Annotated in this window: 16 protein-coding genes, 1 tRNA gene and 1 pseudogene; 5 read left to right on the top strand and 13 right to left on the bottom strand. The window is 66.6% G+C overall.

Going from position 1 to position 17,413, the window contains the following annotated elements; genetic code table 11:
• Positions 1-22 precede the first annotated feature (22 nt).
• Genes EU513_RS02430 through EU513_RS02420 form a run of 3 tightly spaced genes read right to left on the bottom strand, consistent with a single transcriptional unit; the run spans position 23 to position 2,521 of the window.
• Positions 23-532 (bottom strand): DoxX family protein, encoded by a 510-nt coding sequence (locus EU513_RS02430; RefSeq protein ID WP_205744643.1) that lies wholly within the window; start codon positions 530-532, stop codon positions 23-25.
• Entirely contained in the window at positions 525-1,358 is an 834-nt protein-coding gene (locus EU513_RS02425) for a citryl-CoA lyase (RefSeq protein ID WP_205744642.1), read from the bottom strand. The genes EU513_RS02430 and EU513_RS02425 overlap by 8 nt, the downstream gene beginning before the upstream one ends.
• A complete protein-coding gene (locus EU513_RS02420; protein WP_129624260.1) occupies positions 1,355-2,521 on the bottom strand; it encodes a CaiB/BaiF CoA-transferase family protein in 1,167 nt (388 codons plus the stop codon). The genes EU513_RS02425 and EU513_RS02420 overlap by 4 nt, the downstream gene beginning before the upstream one ends.
• Positions 2,522-2,732: 211 nt before the next feature.
• Between EU513_RS02420 and EU513_RS02415 the strand changes: the two genes are divergently transcribed.
• Complete coding sequence (locus EU513_RS02415) at positions 2,733-3,518, top strand: IclR family transcriptional regulator C-terminal domain-containing protein (RefSeq protein WP_129624259.1); 786 nt, start codon at positions 2,733-2,735, stop codon at positions 3,516-3,518.
• Between the two features lie 20 nt (positions 3,519-3,538).
• On the opposite strand, the gene corA is transcribed toward EU513_RS02415, so the two are convergent.
• Positions 3,539-4,693, bottom strand: a complete 1,155-nt coding sequence (gene corA, locus EU513_RS02410; RefSeq protein ID WP_129624258.1) for a magnesium/cobalt transporter CorA — start codon at positions 4,691-4,693, stop codon at positions 3,539-3,541.
• A gap of 28 nt (positions 4,694-4,721) precedes the next feature.
• Positions 4,722-6,125, bottom strand: coding sequence for a class II fumarate hydratase (locus EU513_RS02405; RefSeq protein ID WP_129624257.1), 1,404 nt, complete (start codon positions 6,123-6,125; stop codon positions 4,722-4,724).
• A gap of 183 nt (positions 6,126-6,308) precedes the next feature.
• Between EU513_RS02405 and EU513_RS02400 the strand changes: the two genes are divergently transcribed.
• The 3 genes from EU513_RS02400 (at position 6,309) to EU513_RS02395 (ending at position 7,678) form a co-directional block, all read left to right on the top strand.
• Positions 6,309-6,548: a hypothetical protein gene (locus tag EU513_RS02400; RefSeq protein ID WP_129624256.1), complete on the top strand. Its 240-nt coding sequence runs from the start codon at positions 6,309-6,311 to the stop codon at positions 6,546-6,548.
• Positions 6,549-6,656: 108 nt separating this feature from the next.
• On the top strand, positions 6,657-6,806 hold the full coding sequence (locus EU513_RS15695; protein WP_168990107.1) for a hypothetical protein: 150 nt from the start codon (positions 6,657-6,659) through the stop codon (positions 6,804-6,806).
• A gap of 74 nt (positions 6,807-6,880) precedes the next feature.
• Complete coding sequence (locus EU513_RS02395; protein WP_129624255.1) at positions 6,881-7,678, top strand: transglutaminase family protein; 798 nt, start codon at positions 6,881-6,883, stop codon at positions 7,676-7,678.
• Between the two features lie 48 nt (positions 7,679-7,726).
• On the opposite strand, the gene EU513_RS02390 is transcribed toward EU513_RS02395, so the two are convergent.
• From EU513_RS02390 to EU513_RS16260, 3 genes and pseudogenes are all read right to left on the bottom strand, one after another.
• Complete coding sequence (locus EU513_RS02390) at positions 7,727-8,455, bottom strand: sulfite exporter TauE/SafE family protein (RefSeq protein ID WP_129624254.1); 729 nt, start codon at positions 8,453-8,455, stop codon at positions 7,727-7,729.
• Positions 8,456-8,520: 65 nt separating this feature from the next.
• Positions 8,521-9,114 (bottom strand): fibronectin type III-like domain-contianing protein, encoded by a 594-nt coding sequence (locus EU513_RS16265; RefSeq protein WP_240795903.1) that lies wholly within the window; start codon positions 9,112-9,114, stop codon positions 8,521-8,523.
• Between the two features lie 126 nt (positions 9,115-9,240).
• Positions 9,241-10,842, bottom strand: a pseudogene (locus EU513_RS16260) (glycoside hydrolase family 3 C-terminal domain-containing protein); the annotation flags it as partial.
• Positions 10,843-10,932: 90 nt separating this feature from the next.
• Between EU513_RS16260 and EU513_RS02375 the strand changes: the two are divergent.
• Positions 10,933-12,612 (top strand): fatty acid--CoA ligase, encoded by a 1,680-nt coding sequence (locus EU513_RS02375; RefSeq protein ID WP_129624251.1) that lies wholly within the window; start codon positions 10,933-10,935, stop codon positions 12,610-12,612.
• An 85-nt stretch (positions 12,613-12,697) separates the two neighbouring features.
• On the opposite strand, the gene EU513_RS02370 is transcribed toward EU513_RS02375, so the two are convergent.
• From EU513_RS02370 to EU513_RS02350, 5 genes are all read right to left on the bottom strand, one after another.
• Positions 12,698-12,770, bottom strand: a tRNA-Arg gene (locus tag EU513_RS02370).
• Positions 12,771-12,926: 156 nt separating this feature from the next.
• Positions 12,927-14,090, bottom strand: coding sequence for a hypothetical protein (locus EU513_RS02365; protein WP_129624250.1), 1,164 nt, complete (start codon positions 14,088-14,090; stop codon positions 12,927-12,929).
• Between the two features lie 122 nt (positions 14,091-14,212).
• Entirely contained in the window at positions 14,213-15,769 is a 1,557-nt protein-coding gene (locus EU513_RS02360) for a metallophosphoesterase (protein ID WP_129624249.1), read from the bottom strand.
• Between the two features lie 59 nt (positions 15,770-15,828).
• Positions 15,829-16,407: a peptide deformylase gene (gene def / locus EU513_RS02355; RefSeq protein ID WP_129624248.1), complete on the bottom strand. Its 579-nt coding sequence runs from the start codon at positions 16,405-16,407 to the stop codon at positions 15,829-15,831.
• A 69-nt stretch (positions 16,408-16,476) separates the two neighbouring features.
• Positions 16,477-17,412 (bottom strand): PH domain-containing protein, encoded by a 936-nt coding sequence (locus tag EU513_RS02350; protein WP_168990105.1) that lies wholly within the window; start codon positions 17,410-17,412, stop codon positions 16,477-16,479.
• Position 17,413: the final 1 nt, after the last annotated feature.

Genomic DNA, 17,413 nt, shown 5'->3' with positions numbered 1-17,413 from the left:
TCCAGCGAGGTCGAGTCGGGACTCAGACGGTGGTGAGGCGCAGGTTCCTGCGCCGGGACAGCAGGGGCGGTACGGCGGCGAGTACGCCGAGGACCAGAGCGAGCGCCGCGCCGACCCAGGAGCCGTCGGGGAGCCCGAGGGCGTTGTCCAGGGATGAGGCTCCGGGACCGCTGACCGCAAGGCACCCGGCGATGCCTGCATAGGTCGCGGGGACCTCGCAGCCGCCGCGCTGTGCCCACAAGCCGTTGGACGAGCTGGGCGCCGCGGCAACGATGAGAGTGCCGATAAGGACTGCACAGCCGACCCGGAAGAAGAGCCCACTGGCGATCGAGAGTGCCCCGAGTGCCTCGCACAGCGCCGCCATCAGGACCATCAATCGACCGGGGCGGAAGCCCCAGGATTCGAAGACCTCAGCGGTTTTCTCCCTGCCGAGGCCGCCAAGCCAGCCCAGGCTTTTTTGCACCGCGTGCCCGAGAAGGAGTGCGGCCAGCATCAACCGCAGCAGCAACAGGCCCAGATCGATCTCAGTCACCGTCGCCTCCGCCCTGCGCCAGAGTGTTCGGGTCGACGAACCGTGCGTGGGTCTCGACGAACATGTAGGCGTCCCGAGCGACCGGCATCCGCATCTCCTCCGCCAGCTGACCCAGCAGTCCGCCGGCGCGGGCGAAGAGCGCAAAGCCGCGCAGGAGTTTCATCGGCAGGCCGAGGTCTGCAAGTGCGGCGCCGACGACGCCGGCTCCGTTGAGCACCAGGGTCCGCCCCAAGAACTCGGGGTGGACCCGGCCGATGGCCTCGAAGAGGGCCAGGTGCGGACCGTAGCTGTCGGTCTCGTGTGCGATGCGCACGAGAGCCGGAGTGCGCGGATCGAGTTCCTTGTGCACCGGGTGACCCAGGCCGGGAATGATCCGACGCTCGGCACGCGCCGTGGCGACCACTTCTCGGGCAACCTCGTCCCATTCTTGGGCAGTGGTCGCAACCTCCTGGAGCCCCTCGATCGTGGCGTGCAGGAACTGGCCACAGTCCTCGGTGACTCCCAAGAACCGCGAACCTCCCCCGAGCAGTCCGGCAGCCATGGCCCCCTGGACCGAGTCCGGAGCGGACAGATAGGTGAGTCGGGCGGCGATCGCGGTCGGGGTGAACCCGTGGTCGGCCAGGGCGAGGAGGCACGCGTCGAGCATCCTGATCTGGCCGGGGGTAGGCGTCCGCAGGGTGACCATGCGATAGACCAGTTCGGTAAGACCGACCTGTCCCATGAGGTCGGTGGCCAGGTCCTCCCCGAGCAGGGAGATGGTCGAGGACGTCGACATACCCAGGGATGTCGGGAAGGAGATCTCGGGATCCACTGCTTCACTGCTCACTTCGAGCCACCGTCCAGTTCGTTGAGCCAGGCCCTGATCTCATCGCTGTGCTCGCCCATCTCGGGCGGACGACGGTCGTAGCGCGCGGTCGATCGGGAGAGCGAGATCGGGTTGCGCACCAGCGGCACCGAATCTCCCTCGGGACCGACCTCGACCACCGGGTCCAGCCCGAGTCCGGTGGCGAACTCGATGCCTTCCTGGATGCTGTTGATCGGCCCTGCGGGCAGTCCGGCCGCAACGAGGATGTCGAACCACTCGGCACGAGTGTGCTGTGCCAGCCGCTCCACCAGGAGAGGCCGGAGCTCCTCACGGTTGGCGGTGCGGTCCCCGACAGTCCGGAATCGCGGGTCCTCGGCGAGTTCGGGGGCGCCGAGGGCGCCGGCGAGGGTGGAGAACTGGCGGTCGTTCCCGGCGATGACGATGAGGTCGCCATCTGCTGTCGGGAGTGGCTCGTAGGGGAACAGGCTCGGATGGGCATTGCCCATCCGGTGCGGCACGACGCCAGCGGCGGCATACGCACCGGTCTGGTTGACCAGACCGGACAGCGCCGAGGAGAAGAGATTGACCTCGACGTGCTGACCTCGACCCGATCGCTGACGCTCCTGGAGCGCGGCGAGGATGCCGATGGTGGCGTGCATTCCCGTCATGACGTCGAAGACCGATATCCCGGCTCGGAACGGCGGCCCGTCCGGCGAGCCGGTCAGACTCATCAGTCCGGACATCGCCTGGATCAGCAGGTCGTAGCCCGGCAGGTGCGCGCCCCCGCCTGAGCCGAAGCCGCTGATCGATGCGTAGACCAGTCCCGGATGGTCCGCGGAGACCGAGTCGTAGTCGAGGCCATACTTCGCCAGCCCTCCCGGCCGGAAGTTCTCGATCATCACGTCGGCGCGACCTGCGATCTGTCGCGCGGTGTCCTGGTCCTCGGGGTTCTTGAGGTCGAGCACGATCGACCGCTTGTTGCGGTTGATGCTCAGGTAGTACGTCGAGATCTCACCCCTGGTGGGCGGCATCCAGGTCCGGGTGTCGTCTCCGGAGGGTCCCTCGACCTTGATCACAGTCGCGCCGAGGTCGGCCAGCAGCATGGTCGCGTACGGCCCCGCGAGGATGCGCGAGAAGTCCGCGACGATCAGGCCGTCCAAGGGTCCTGAAGCGGTGTCAGTCATCAATCCCTCAATTGTTGTCCGTCTGGCGGTCATCTGTCCGCCTGGCGTAACTGTGTCCCAGATCACCATGGGTGTCAAGGGTCGAGGCAATCAACGCGGTCATGATTTGCTGTGAGCGCACGGCGGTCCGGCCGGCTCCGGGCGAGAGCACGAGTGTCCGGTGCCATCGCAGTCAGCCCTAGGGTGAACCGACGCACACTCGGAGGTGGCAATGGCAAAGCGTGGCAGCGGTCCCGACTTCATCGAAGCCTTGGCCAGAGGCCTGGAGGTGATTCAGGCGCTCGGCGACGCCCACGACACGATGACCATGTCGGAGTTGGCCGAGAAGACGGCCCTGGCCCGCCCCACGGTGCGCCGGATCTTGCTGACCCTCGAGGAGCTCGGGTACGTCCGAACCAGCAAGGAGGGAAGTGCGCTCACCCCACGGGTGCTGGAGCTGGGCGTCTCCTACATCCAGTCCCAAGGCTTGTGGGACATCGCGCGACCACACATGGAGGCCTTGGTTGCGCACACCCACGAGTCATCCTCGATCGCGCAACTCGACGGCTCGGACATCGTCTACGTCGCGCGCGTCGCGGTGCCCAAGATCGTGGCGCTGCGCGTGGGCATCGGCACGCGCTTCCCCGCCGCATCAACCTCGCTCGGCAAGGTGCTGCTCGCCGACCTGGGCCAAGAGGAGTTGGACGCGGTGCTCGCCCAGCCGAGCCGATCGGGGGTGGTCGCCCGCCGGGAGGTCGACCGGGCCCAACTGGAACGGGAACTTGCGGATACTCGCGCCAAGGGGTGGTGCATGACCGATCAAGACCTCGCAGTGGGCATCCGTTCCGTGGCCGCGCCTCTGCGCGATGCGACGGGGCGTGTCGTTGCGGCTCTGAACGTCAACGCTCATGCCGGCCAGACTTCGGTGGACAGGTTGCTCGAGCACCACCTGCCCAGACTGCTCGCTACGGCATCCTCGATCAGTGAGGACTACGTGCGTCGCAACCAGCTTCGGTGACCGAACAGCAGTGAGGTGGGTCAGAGCCAGTTCTTGCGACGGAAGATGACCCACATCGTGGTGCTGACAGCGAACATCAAGAACAACGCGAACGGGTAGCCGAACCACCAGGAGAGTTCGGGCATCTTCTCGAAATTCATGCCGTAGATGCCGGCGACGACAGTAGGGGTGAACAGGATGGCCGCCCACGACGAGGCCTTCTTAACCTCGTCCGCCTGGTTGTTCGCCACCTCGGCAAGCCGCTTCATCTCCTCGTTCTGAGTCTGTGCGACGAGGGTGGCGTTGAGGGTGAGGATGTCGGCGAGCGACTGCCGGAAGCCGTCGACCCGCTCGGCGACACTGGTGGCGTGGTCGGCGACGTCGCGTAGTGAGCGCTGGAGTTCGGGGTCGGTGCCGTATTTCTCGACACCCTTGTCGAGCGCGTCGAGGATGTGTTGCAAGGGCTTCACCGCACGCTGCAACTCCATGACCTCCTGGCTGAGTTCGTAAATACGGCGCGAGACGCTCGGATCGGACTCGAACACCTGCGTCTCGATCTCGTCTATGTCGTTCTCGAGGCCTACGAGCACGGGAGCGTAACCGTCGACGATGTGGTCGAGCACGCCGTACAGCACGGCTTCGGGGCCGAGCGCGAGCAGGTCGGGCTCGGCTTCCAGCCGTTTGCGCACCGGACCGAGCTTGGGGTCGGCGCTGTGCCGCACGGTGATGACGAAGTCGGGGCCGATGAACAGGTGGATCTCGCCGAAGTCGACGGTCTCGGTGTCGTCGTCGTAGCTGGCCGAACGGAGCACCACGAACAACGTGTCGTCGTAGCGCTCGAGCTTCGGACGCTGGTGGGCGACGATCGCGTCCTCCACCGCCAGCGGGTGCAGGTCGAAGATGCGCGCGACCTGCTGCACGTGATCGGCGCTGGGGTGGGCCAAGCCGATCCAGGCCATCGGCCGCTCGGACGGATCGGGCTTGTGCGACAACCGGTGGATGGTCGCGGAGATCGTCGCGGGGTTCTCCAATTTGCGACCGTTGCAGTAGATCGCACGCTCGACCACGGTGGCCTCGGCGGGACGGTCTTGCTCATCGCGCGCAGGCTCGAACGACGCAGCCGGACCGTGGTAGGTGAACAGGTTCCGTGCGGGTGATTTCGGGACGGTGACCGGGCGTCCGCGCCAGACGGGCATGCCGAAACACTAGCCCCGAAAGGTCGGATCAGTCGCGTCCGTGCGGGTAAGCCATGGCGAGCACGTCGAGGGCTTCGTCGAGCTGCTGCTCGGTCAGTGTGCCGTCGGCGACGTGGCCGCGTTCGATGACGACCTCGCGGATGGTCTTGCCCTCCTTCAGGGCCTGCTTGGCGATGCTTGCGGCTTCGTCGTAACCGAGCTGGTGGTTGAGCGCAGTGACGATCGACGGGGACGACTCTGCGTACCGGCGCATGCGGTCGGCGTCCGGCTCGATCCCATCGACACAACGCTCGGCGAAGACCCGAGAAACGTTGGCCAACAACTGGATCGACTCCAGTACATTACGCGCGATCACGGGCAGCATCACGTTGAGTTCGAAGGTGCCGGCGCTGGCCCCGAACGCCACGGCTGCGTCGTTGCCGATCACCTGCGCACTGACCTGCAGCATCGCCTCGCACAGCACCGGGTTCACCTTGCCCGGCATGATCGAGCTGCCGGGCTGCAGATCGGGCAGGTGAATCTCCGCCAGACCGGCGGTCGGCCCGGAGCCCATCCACCGGATGTCGTTCGCGATCTTGGTGAACGCGACCGCGCAGGTGCGCAGCAGGCCCGACAGGTCGGCCAGCGAGTCGCGGCTGGACTGGGCAGCGAAGTGGTTACCCGCCTCGGTCAGCGGCAGATCGAGCGACTTCGCGAGATCGTCGATCACCGTCTTGGCCAGCCCGGTGGGCACGTTGATGCCGGTGCCCACGGCAGAGCCGCCGAGGGGAAGTTCGCCGACGCGGGGCAGCACCTCGCTCAGGCGGGAGATGACGTACTCGACCTGCGCGGCGTATCCGCCGAACTCCTGCCCGAGGGTCACCGGGGTGGCGTCCATCAGGTGGGTACGCCCGGACTTCACCAAGTCGGCGAACTCGGTCTCCTTGGTGCGCAAAGACTTTGCGAAGACCTCAAGAGCAGGGATGAGGTCGTTCTTCACGCCGGCGGTGGCGGCGATGTGCATCGCCGCGGGGAACTGGTCGTTGGAGGAGAACGGGTCGTTCACTGCGTCGTTGGGGTGGACATCCTTGCCGAGCGTGTCGGCAGCGAGGGTCGCGATGACCTCGTTGGCGTTCATGTTGCTGGACGTGCCCGAGCCGGTCTGGAAGACGTCGATCGGGAACTCGTCGTCCCAGGTGCCGTCCGATACTTCTGCGGCAGCGTCCGAAATCGCCTGTGCCACATCGGAGTCGAGGGCTCCACTGGCGGCGCGCGCTCTCGCGGACGCGCCCTTGATCGAGGCCAGTGCGTGGATGAGGGACGGTTCGATCGGACGCCCGGAGATGGGGAAGTTCTCGACAGCGCGTTGGGTCTGTGCGCGCCATTTCGCGTTGACGGGTACTTCGACCTCGCCCATCGAATCGCGCTCGGTCCTCGTCTTCTGCTCGGACATCGTTGCTCCTTCGGTCGAGTTCGTCGTCTTCTCCAGTCAACAGCGGTTGGCGCTCCAGTTGTTCCTCCGGCTGCGGTGCGAACCGGGCGGGCCGTGGGACAGTCCTTGCATGGAATTGCTGACCGAGCCCATGACCGCTGCCGAGTTCGAGCGTTGGACCGCGGTGACGCCGTCGGTGCAGCAGTGAAGCGGGCCGGGGCGGAGCTGGTCGGGACCAAGATGAGCATCCGGGTGAACGACGTGCCGGACGGCACGATCGAACTGCGTCCGATGACCGAGGACCGTTTCGAACGGTTCATCGGACGAGAGACGTTGTGGCTCAACGTCTTCGGTCATAACGCGGATGCTCGTCGGCTTTACGAGCGCGAAGGGTACGCGGTGAACGAGGAGATCGTGCGCATCGCGGTGGGGTCGGACGGGTAGGTCTGCCCATGGCCTGATCGAGGTGCTCGTGCCAACGCACGCGCTCGCCTGTTCGCAGAAGGGGCGGGTGCCACGATGGTGACCGCGCCGTCCTGGGCCTGACTGCTCATGCTCACGGAAACGATGAACGCGAAGTACTTCACCGGGTCGCCTTATGTGCTGCCGAAGGGGATCGACCGGCTGACCACTCCCACTCATGCGGTGGTGAAGATCGTCGGGGGCAAGATCGTAGAGCTGCACCAGATTCTCCAGGTGTGAGCGGAGCGGAACAACACGGAAACAACGCGGCGCGGCAAGCCCTGTGGTGCTCGTTCCGCCGACAGGATGGACGGATGCGCCGCGTTGTTTCCGCCCATGTCGAAGCCACTGTTTCCGCCACCGCCGACATCACCTGGTCGGTGGCGGTGTCCGAGGTCGTACCGCGAGCCGAGGAGGAGCTCACGGTCACCGTCGACGGCACGAAGATCGAGATGGAAGAGATCGTCGACGGGATGACGCGGCTGCACCGGTGCCGACAAACACCGGCGGGCGATCTCGTCCTCGACTACCGATGCACGGTCGACGAACAGGCTCCCGAGCCGGACGTGACGCTCCTGGACGAGGTCGTGTTCCTGCGTCCGAGCCGTTATGTCGATTCCGACACTCTCGCTCCCGTTGCCCATGCGACGTTCGGGGGTAAGCAGGGCAAGGACCTGCTGGATTCCGTTGCAGTGTGGGTGAATCAGAGCCTGCAGTACGTCAGCGGTTCCAGTCGTCCGACCGACGGATCCATCCAGACCTACCTGTCCAGGCAGGGGGTCTGTCGCGATTTCGCGCACCTGGTGATCGCGATGCTGCGTGGGCTGAACGTGCCTGCCCGGCTGGTGAGCGTCTACGCGCCGGGGCTCAGCCCGATGGACTTCCACGCGGTCGCCGAAGCGTTGGTCGACGGCAAGTGGCAGGTCGTCGACGCGACCTCGATGGCGCCGCGTACCTCACTGCTGCGTATCGCGACCGGCCGGGACGCGAGCGACACCGCGTTCATGACGGTTGCTGCCGGTCAGGTGGAGCTCGGTCAGATGCAGGTCACCGCGATCGCCGAGCCCGACCTGCCGACCGACGACCCCTCGATGCTGACCCAGCTGCGCTGATCGTTGTCTGAGTGTCAGGCGCAGTCCGCGACGCGGATGGTCTGACACTCAGACGGTCAGGGCGACCCGGACGATCACGGCCACCGCAGCGACGGTGGCCAGCATCAGCATCAGCTGCTTGAACCGGGTCGGGTCGATGCGGTGACGCAGCGGCTGCGCGAGCACCGAACCGAGCACCATGAACGGCATCCAGGCGACGCCTGCGATCAGCGCCTCACGCGGCACCTGGCCGCCGACGCCCAGTCCGGCCAGCGAGGCCAGTGCACCGATGAGGAAGAACGGGGCGAGCGTGGAGCGCACCTGCTGCGGCTTCTGCTCCTGCAGCACCAGGCCGTAGAAGGGTCCGCCGATCGATGCGGCTGTGGCCGAGACGCCGGTGACCAGGCCGGCGAGCCCCGACAGGGCGGGCGTCGGTTGCACATGGATCCGGGTGAACGAGCCCGCAACCGCAGCCAGCACCATCGCGGCGACCACGAGCGAGATCACCGAGGTCGACGCGACCGACACCAACCAGACCCCGAGCGGCATCGTGGCCAAGCGTCCGAGCAGTGCCCAGCTGCAGGACCGCCACAGCACATGGGCGCGTCCGCTCACCGCCTCCAGGAGCGGTAGCGGCAGGACGGTGATCAACAACGATGCCGGCATCAGGTCGGGAGCTGCCATGACGACGAAGGGTGCCGCGACGACCGCGAGACCGAACCCGGCGACCCGTTGCACGAACGCGCCGAGGCCGATCACGAGTCCGAGAACGACGAACAGCGTCCATGAGATGCCCATGGGTGCTCCCTTCGCTCAGGCCGACGGACGATGGTCTCAGCGGCGGCCGGGAAACGACGAATCGGTCAGCGTCGACCGAGGTTGCAAAGGCGCAGGACGAGGTCGATCGTCCGCCAACTGAGTTTGCCGTCGCCGAAGCGTGCCGCCGCGCGCAGCGGCAACTCGGCGAAGTTGCGTTCGACCATGGGGCGGTCGGCATCGCTGAGCTCGGTGCCGGCGATCGTCGCGCGCCAGCAGATCGCCCGGAAGGCACGTCCGGCCGGGGTCGTGGCGATCTCGGCGAAGGTGGAGTCGCGGTCGAACGGACGTGTCGGACGCGGTGCCGGGATGGAGCGACCCAGCCGCGCGGCGAAATCGGCGTCGCTCGCAGCGAGGGCGGGCCCGGACGGTGGATCGGCACTGTCGGTGGCGTCACCGTCGACCTGCAGCGAGAGCGTGAGGCCGGGATCTGCACTCGATCGCGCTGCGACGAGTTCGAATCGTCCGGTGGGACAGCGCCATTCGTCCGTACGGACGTCCCAGAACTCGAAGCTTCGGGCAGGCACCTCGACGTCCACCCGTCGTGAACCGCCGACTTCGAGATGCACCTTGGCGAAGCCGGCCAGCTCGCGTTCCGGACGCAGGACGACGCCGGTGAGGTCACGACGGTAGATCTGCACGACCTCGCTTCCCGCACGCGTACCGGTGTTGGTCACCGTGATGCTCACAGTCAGGGCCTGGCCACGGCGGATCGACGGTGAGGACAACTGGGGATCGGACCAGTCGAAGGTCGTGTAGCCGAGTCCGTGGCCGAACGGGAACGCCGGTGCCGGACCGCCGGACACGTGGTGCCGGTACCCGACGAAGAGCCCTTCGCGGTACTCGACCTGGCGTGGGCGTCCGGGAAACCACGGCGTGCTCGCGACGTCCTCGAGACGTTCGGGGAAGGTCTCTGCCAGGCGCCCGCCGGGTTCGGCGTCACCGAGCAGCACGTCGACGACGGCGGCGCCGGATGCCTGCCCGCCGAGGTAACCCTCGACGATCGCCGCCACCTCGTCGCGCCACGGCATCGTGACGGGTGCGCCGTTCGACAGAACCACGACGGTGCGCGGATTGGCCTGTGCAACAGCCGAAACCAGTTCGTCGTGCGCCGCAGGGAGCGACAGGGTGTCGCGATCGAAGCCCTCCGATTCGTAGGCCGGGGGCAACCCGACCATCACGACGGCGACATCGGCAGACGCTGCGATTCGCGCTGCTTCGTCGAGCTGAGCGGCGCTGCTCGTGGACGTCGCCGGGTCGTAGCCCTCGGCATAGGTGACCTCGACGCCGGCGTCGGCGAACGCGTCCCGCACCGTCGTCACTCGGGTGGGATTGACCAGTGAACTGCCTGCGCCCTGGAACCGCGGAACCTCGGCCAGCCCACCGATCAGCGCGATCGATGCCCGGCGATCGAGGGGAAGGGTGTCGTCATTGCGGAGCAGGACCGCGCCGGCCGCCGCGGCCCGCCGACACAGTTCGTCGTGATCGGGTTCGACCGAGCCGACCTCGTTGCCCTGCACTCGTGCGAGCAGGTCGAGGACGCGCTGTGCGGACGTCTCGACCTGTCGATCGGTGAGCTGTCCGGAGGCCAGAGCATCCTGAATGTCGTTGTCCGACAAGGAATGTCCGCCGGGCATCTCCAGATCCATACCGGCGGTGATGCCGACGTCACGCTCGTACACCGCACCCCAGTCGCTCATCACCACTCCGTCGAAGCCCCACTCGTCGCGCAGGATCTGGGTGAGTAGTCGGTGATTCTGGGAGGCAAGTTCACCGTCGACCGAGTTGTACGACGCCATCACCGTCCATGGCTTGCCCCGTTTGACGGCGTACTCGAAGCCGGACAGGTAGATCTCACGCAGCGTGCGCTCGTCGACGACCGCGTCGACCACGAAGCGGTAGTACTCCTGATTGTTGACCGCGTAGTGCTTCAGGCAGGCGCCCACACCGACGCTCTGCAGACCATCGACAACTGCCGCAGCGAAATGTCCGCTGATGAACGGATCCTAGGAGAAGTACTCGAAGTTCCTGCCGCCCAACGGGTTTCGCTTGATGTTCAACCCTGGACCGAGTACGACGTCCACACCGAGTTGGCTTGCCTCGGCACCCAACGCGACAGCCACCTCCCGTGCAAGGTCGAGGTCCCAACTGGAGGCCAACGTGACGGCAGAGGGAAAACAGGTGGCCGGGTGGCTGTCGCCGACTCCGAGATGATCGGCCGACTCGCGCTGCAGCCGGATGCCGAGGGGACCGTCCGACAGGGTCGCGGGAGGCAGGTCATGAACGGGCAGCGGACGCGTGTGCCAGAAGTCGACGCCGCTGAGCAGACCTATCTGCTCGTCCCTGGTCAGGTCGGTGGCTCTCGGCATGTGGGACACAACGACCACTTTTGCAAAGTCGGAGGCGGCTTGCTGTGATTCACGCCACATCATCGCGGCCGGAAATGGCAGGCTCGGTCCATGAAGAGCACCATGCAGTCGCCGCCCCTGTTGATCTCGTCCCTGCTGGAGTACGGAACCACGGTGCACGCCGAGAGCAGATGCATCACCTGGACGCCGGAAGGGGGACGGGAGGTCACGTACGGCGAGATCGGACGACAGTGTCGACAGCTCGCGAATGCGTTGCGGGACATGGGTATCGACGGTGACAACCGCGTCGCGACCTTCATGTGGAACAACGCCGAGCACCTCGTCGCTTACCTGGCCGTCCCGTCGATGGGGGCGGTGCTGCACCCCCTCAACATCCGACTGTTCCCCGAGCAACTGATCTACACGGCCAATCACGGCGGCAGCGAGGTCGTCGTCGTCGACAACACCCTCGCCGAGCCGTTCAGCAAGCTGCTGGAGCACCTGCCCAAGATCCGGCACGTCATCGTCAACGGACCGGTCGACGACGCCGTCCGTGAGGCCCTGGGGGCGCCTGCTCACGTCGAGGCAGTGCACGACTGGAACGAGTTGCTGGCCGGTCGGTCGGACGAGTTCGAGTGGCCCAAGGACGTCGACGAGAACGACGCCTCGTCCATGTGTTACACCTCCGGCACCACCGGAAACCCCAAGGGCGTCGCCTATTCGCACCGCTCGAACTACATCCACGCGATGAGTTGCTGCCTGACGCTCGCGCTCACGCCGTCCGACACCGCGCTCGTCGTCGTGCCGCTGTTCCATGCCAATGCGTGGGGCTACCCGTACACCGCGATGCTCGCGGGCGACAACCTGCTCATGCCCGACCGCTTCCTGCAACCCGAACCGCTCGCTCGGATGATCGAGAAGTGGCGGGTGACCGTCGGTGCGGGCGTGCCGACCATCTGGAACGGACTGCTGCAGCACCTGGACGCCAAGGGTGGTGACATGTCGAGTTGCCGCATGCTGATGTCCGGCGGCGCGGCCTGCCCGCCGGCTTTGATGAAGGCCTTCGAGCGCTACGACGTGGAGATCATCCAGGGCTGGGGTATGACGGAGACCTCGCCGGTGGCGAGCCTGGCGTTCCCTCCCGGTCGTCTCGAGGAAGGCGGCGACGAGTACTGGAAGTACCGCGCCTCGCAGGGCCGGATCATGGGCGGGGTCGAAGCCCGCATCATGGGGCCGGACGGTTCGGTGCAGCCGTGGGACGGGGAATCGGTCGGCGAGGTAGAGGTCCGCGGTCCGTGGATCACCGGCTCGTACTACAGCAACGGCAGCGAAGCCGAAGGCGAATTGGCCGATATGGCAAGCAAGTTCGACGACGGCTGGCTGCGCACGGGTGACGTGGGTTCGATGACCTACGACGGTTACATCCTGCTGAGCGACCGCGCCAAGGACGTCATCAAGTCCGGCGGCGAGTGGATCAGCTCGGTCGACCTGGAGAACCATCTGATGGCGCACCCGGCCGTGCTCGAGGCGTCCGTCATCGGTGTGCCGGACGACAAGTGGGGCGAACGTCCGTTGGCCGCTGTCGTCATCAAGGACGGCGAATCGGTGGAGATGGAGCAGTTGCGCGATTTTCTGTCCGGACGCGTCGCGCGGTGGCAGGTGCCCGAGCGCTGGGCGATCATCGACGAGGTGCCCAAGACGAGCGTCGGCAAGTACGACAAGAAGGCACTACGGTCACGCTTCGCCGAGGGCGGTCTCGACGTCGCGGAGACTGGGGCACCCGCCCAGTAGGTCAGAACGAGGAAGCCCCGACCGGCGCATCCGCCGGTCGGGGCTTGGAATCCTCTGTCTCAACACAGATTCTTGGTATTACCTGTGCACCCGTAGGGATTCGAACCCCAAACCTTCTGATCCGTAGTCAGATGCTCTATCCGTTGAGCTACGGGTGCTTGCTGCCATCACTGGCAACGACGTCACACTCTACCTGCTCACCTCGATCGATGAGAAATCGAGGGCACGATGTGTACGTCACGCTCTGATCGGTGAAGCCGGGCGCCCGTCCGGCCCGCAACCGGCGGACGGTTCCGAGCCGGACGAGCCCGCACTCAGTTACCCGGGCTGACGCTGTCGGCGGCGACGATGCGGCCGTCCTTGACCTGCAGGATCGCGGTGTACGTCTGCTCGGCGGCGGTGTACTTCGAAGGGACGACGTAGGACGATCCCTCACGGTAGTTCGACAGGTTCGGTGCACCGTGCACGCTCTGCGTCCACACCCACTGGGGAGCGCTGATGTTCTCGTTGACGCCGACCAGGATCGACGCGCGGGCGTCCGGGGCAAGGGTCGCGGAGCGCGCGGCGCCGTCCTCGGGGCCACACGGCACTTCCGGCTCGGGGTCGCAGTTGTCGACCTGCGGCTTGAAGGTGACCTTGTTCCCGTCGACCGACACGATGCGCGCGGTGAAGCGTCCGTCTCCGGTGTTCTCCTCGCCCTTCTTCGGCTCCGCAGGCTCGACCGTCACCGGTTCGGCGCGGAAGACGTTGTCGCTCTTGAGGATGAACGTGCCCTCACCGTTCGCCTTCCAGACGCGGACGATCGGGTGTGCGGTGCGCTCCGCGGTGGAAGCGTCGTTGTCCCACGGGGACGTCTCGATCAGGCCCTGGTCGGAGAGCCCGAGCTCGATCGGACCCCAGTTGGCCTGCGACCCCTTGGTGTTCACCACCAGATCGTTGCCGTCCTTGGTGAGCGGTCCCCAGACTCCGCTGCCGTTGGAGAAACCGGCTGCGAACCGGTGACCGACGCCCGGAAGGCTGCTGTTGACGACGAAGACGGCGTGGAAGTCACCGAGTTCGGCGGCGTCGATCTTCGGGGTCGACTGCTCGTGCGACTCGGGGGCCCTGGAGGAGCCGACCTGCTTCCACGACGTGCCGTCCTTGCTCTCGAAGAACTTGACCGTTCCGTCCTTGGCGTACGACATGCCCTCGTGGCCGTTGCTCACCTTGATCGATTTCACGTACGGGGTGCCGGCGACTTTGCTCAGGCTGCCCGACTTCACGGTGGACTGCGAGGACGTGCTGCTGGAGTTGCTCGACCCGGACGACGACGCCGACGAACCCTCCGGCGAGGACGACGACCCCGACGAGGACGACGGGGACGATGGTGAGCCGGACGGGCCGGACCCCATGGTCTCGCTGTTGCAGGCAGTGGTGCCGAAGCCGACAATCGCGATCAGGACGAGGCTGGACAGGCGGCGGGCGGTGTTGTTACGCATGGCATTTCCCCTTGTTTCGTGATTGCGCGAGCGAAGTTCGTTGGTGTGATGATGGCGTGTGAACAGGCGTTCCCGCGATGGGGAGACCTGCCCACGCGGCGCCTGACACAGGAACCCGTCTGTTACTCGCCGCGTACCGGCACGGTGACCGGCTCGACGGGTCCTGCGCACTGCCGATCGTCTGCGGCTTCCGGTACGAACTGTCGCCCGCTCAACACGTTGGTCGACTGCAACTCGGGACGGCCCTGCAGAATGCCGGTGAAGGTGTAGCGGCGCATGGTGGTCAAGGAGCAGCCGGTGTCGAACTCGGCGATGTCGAACGAGTACGCCTGGGTCTGTACCTCGGTGCCCTTCTCGGCGCCCTGTGCAAGGCGGGCGCCGAAGAGCCCGCCGCCGGTGAACGTGCCGACGGTCATCCAGTTCCCGTCACGATGCGGGGTGTGGGTGTGTCCGGAGATCAGCAACTGGTCGTCCTCGAACCCGTCCTCGACCGCGCCCGGCTCGTGGCTCACCACGACGTCCGGGGCCGGGACCTCGTTGTCTTTCCACGTGCTCAGAAAGTGCTTGCGGGCACCTGAGTGGATGCTTTTGTCCTTCGGGTCGCCGTCGCCGTAGAAGCGCCGGTCGTTGAAGCCGCCGAATGTCACACCGGCCATCGTCACCTTCGTGTACAGGCGTGAGTTGGGTTGCAGAGTAACCACATTGGGCACCTTGCTCATCCGGTCCAGCAACGCGGTATCGGTGGCGCTGGTCGCGTCGTGGTTGCCGCGGACGAACAGGTACGGCACGCCGAGCCGCTCGATCGACCGGAAGATGCCGGCGGCTTCGGCCTCGCGCACACTGCCGAAGTTGATCAGGTCTCCCGCGTCGACAACGACGTCCACTCTTTCGGATCGGATGATGTCGCGCATCAATGCGTACTGGTTCGTGCCGTGGATGTCGCTCACGAACATCACCCGCAGCGCGGTCGGCGCAGCGGTCGAGCGGGGCGCGTACTTGGTCTGCAGGGCGCTCGAGAGGGCGAGCACGCTGGTGATGTACCGCGAGGACTCGGAGGTGCGCTTCTCCAGATCGGTGAGGATCGACAGGTCGTTGCGCGCCATGCTCAACAGCGACGTGGTGCGGACCTCGCCGATGTGGCGCTCGTGGTAGGTCACGTAACCGGTGAGGGCCGGTGCGACCAGCGAGAGCGCGAGCGCACCGGCCGCCGTGACCAGACTCGCGCGCGGGTTCCGCCAGGCGCGCCGCGCAACGAGCAGGGCTCCGGCGGTGAGGGCGAGGCCGAGGACGAACCGCCAGGCCACCCCGGTGAGCCCGGCACGGGCAGCAGTGTCCAGCTCTGCGGGGCTCGGCTGGAACTGTGCGGGCGTCGGTGTCCGGCCGGCGAAGGCCTCGGTGACGTCCTTGCGCAACTGGGCGTCGACGATGATGCCCGGGGCAGGCAAGGGGCCGTCGAAGCCGACCGACACGTCGCCCAGCAGGGTCGGCAGGCGGACCGTGGAGTCGGGCACCAGCCCCATCCGGACGTCCGCAGAGTAGAACTTCGTCTCGACGGTGGTGGGGAACAAGCTGGTCATCCCGACCCCACCGACGTACCCGAATGCGGCAAGCAACAGCGTCGCGAGCGCCCACCTACCGGCGCTGCGTGCGTTGCTTCGGGTGATCTGTGGAGCCTTCACTCCTCAACCCGACCAAATCACCGGCGTCCTCGGCGGGAAACGGCACGGTGAACTTGGGATCAGACGTCGTCGGCCTTCTGGGTGGCCGGGTCCCACTTGGTGACGCCCTCCGCTTCCCAACCGCGTTCCTTGCGGGCCTGGCGCGACAGGTCGCGCTGGCTCGGGGTGAGGCGCTCGAGGTAGAGCTTGCCGTCGAGGTGGTCGGTCTCGTGTTGCAGGCAGCGTGCGAACAGTCCCTCGCCCTCGTAGGAGACCGGGTTACCGTCCAGGTCGGTGCCGGTGACGCGGGCCCACTCGGCTCGCGGGGTGGGGAAGTGTTCGCCGGGTACGGACAGGCAGCCCTCCAGGCCGTCGTCCTCGTCCGGCTCTCCGGGCGGCACGACCCCCTTCTCCAGCACGGGGTTCACCACGACGCCGACGAAGTTGTCGTCCTCGCCCCGTTCGGACGGGCAGTCGAAGACGAAGATGCGGTGGCGGGCGCCCACTTGGTTGGCGGCCAGGCCGACGCCGTTGGCTGCCTCCATGGTGTCGAACATGTCGGCGACCAGCGTCCGGATCTCGTCCGTGACTTCCTTGACCTTCTTGGTCGGCTGGTGCAGCGCCTTGTGCCCGATGATCGTGATGGGACGGACGGCCATGTGCGTGGTTCTCCTGGGTGGTGACGGATCAGCGACCAAGTTTCGCACGCGCGCCGAGGTGTCGAGTGATCAGTGGTCGCGGCGGTCGATGCGTTGCGGCGGGGACGCGTCCTCGTGGCTCACCGACCAACTGTCGCCCCGGAAGGGAGTGTCGATCTGGGACGCGTTCTCGTGGTCGGGTGCGGGCTCGGTGACCTGCGGGCCGCGCAGCAGGCGTTCGCGCATCGGAGTGCGTGCCTTGTCGCGGTAACGGTCGACATAGGTGCCGAGGCGGGACGCGACGTCGGACTCCGGGACGTCGGGGATCGGTCGCCCGCCCCCAGGCCGACGTGGTGGTGCGGTCCTCGTGCCGGTGCGGGCCGAGGACGGACGGGGCAGGAACGGATCGGTGTCGTCGGCGCGGTCGTCGTACGCGTCCGTGGTCGGCACCATCACCGGCATCGCGTCCTCGTCCGGATGGCTGAACAGTTCGCCACAGATCGCCCGATAGGACGCCTCGGGGTGCGGAATGTAGGTGATCAGGCGCAGTGCCTGCTCCTGGCCCGCGGACTCCATGACGAACTCGCCATAGCCGAGGATGCGTCCGATGACGGGCTGGTTGAACGACATGTCGGTCACCTTGGCCAGCGGCATCATCGCGGTCTTGCGGTTGAGAATGCCGCGTCGCCAGACCAGCCGCTGATCGGTGGCCATGAACCAGTCGCGGGTCCAGAGCCAGACCGTGATGACCGTGTAGGCCAGCATCGCGAGCAGGACGTACCACATCGCGTTCGTGACGACCCCGAACGAGGGCGGTGCCGTGAACCCGACGAACAGCGTGATCGCGAAGCCCGCGAGCAACGAGAAGACGGTGCCGGCAAGCGATGCCCAGTGCGGACGGTGGACGACGACCATCCGTTCGCCGTGCACCAGGAAGCGGCGCATCGTCTGCGCGCCGCGCGGGTCGACCAGTTCACCCCACGAGGATCGGGTGTTGCTCGGATCGTCGAGGGGACGCCGTGGCATG

This window comes from Yimella sp. RIT 621, from assembly GCF_004146205.1.
GTDB classification, from domain to species: domain Bacteria; phylum Actinomycetota; class Actinomycetes; order Actinomycetales; family Dermatophilaceae; genus Yimella; species Yimella lutea.
This window is presented reverse-complemented; position numbering and strand designations above follow the sequence as displayed.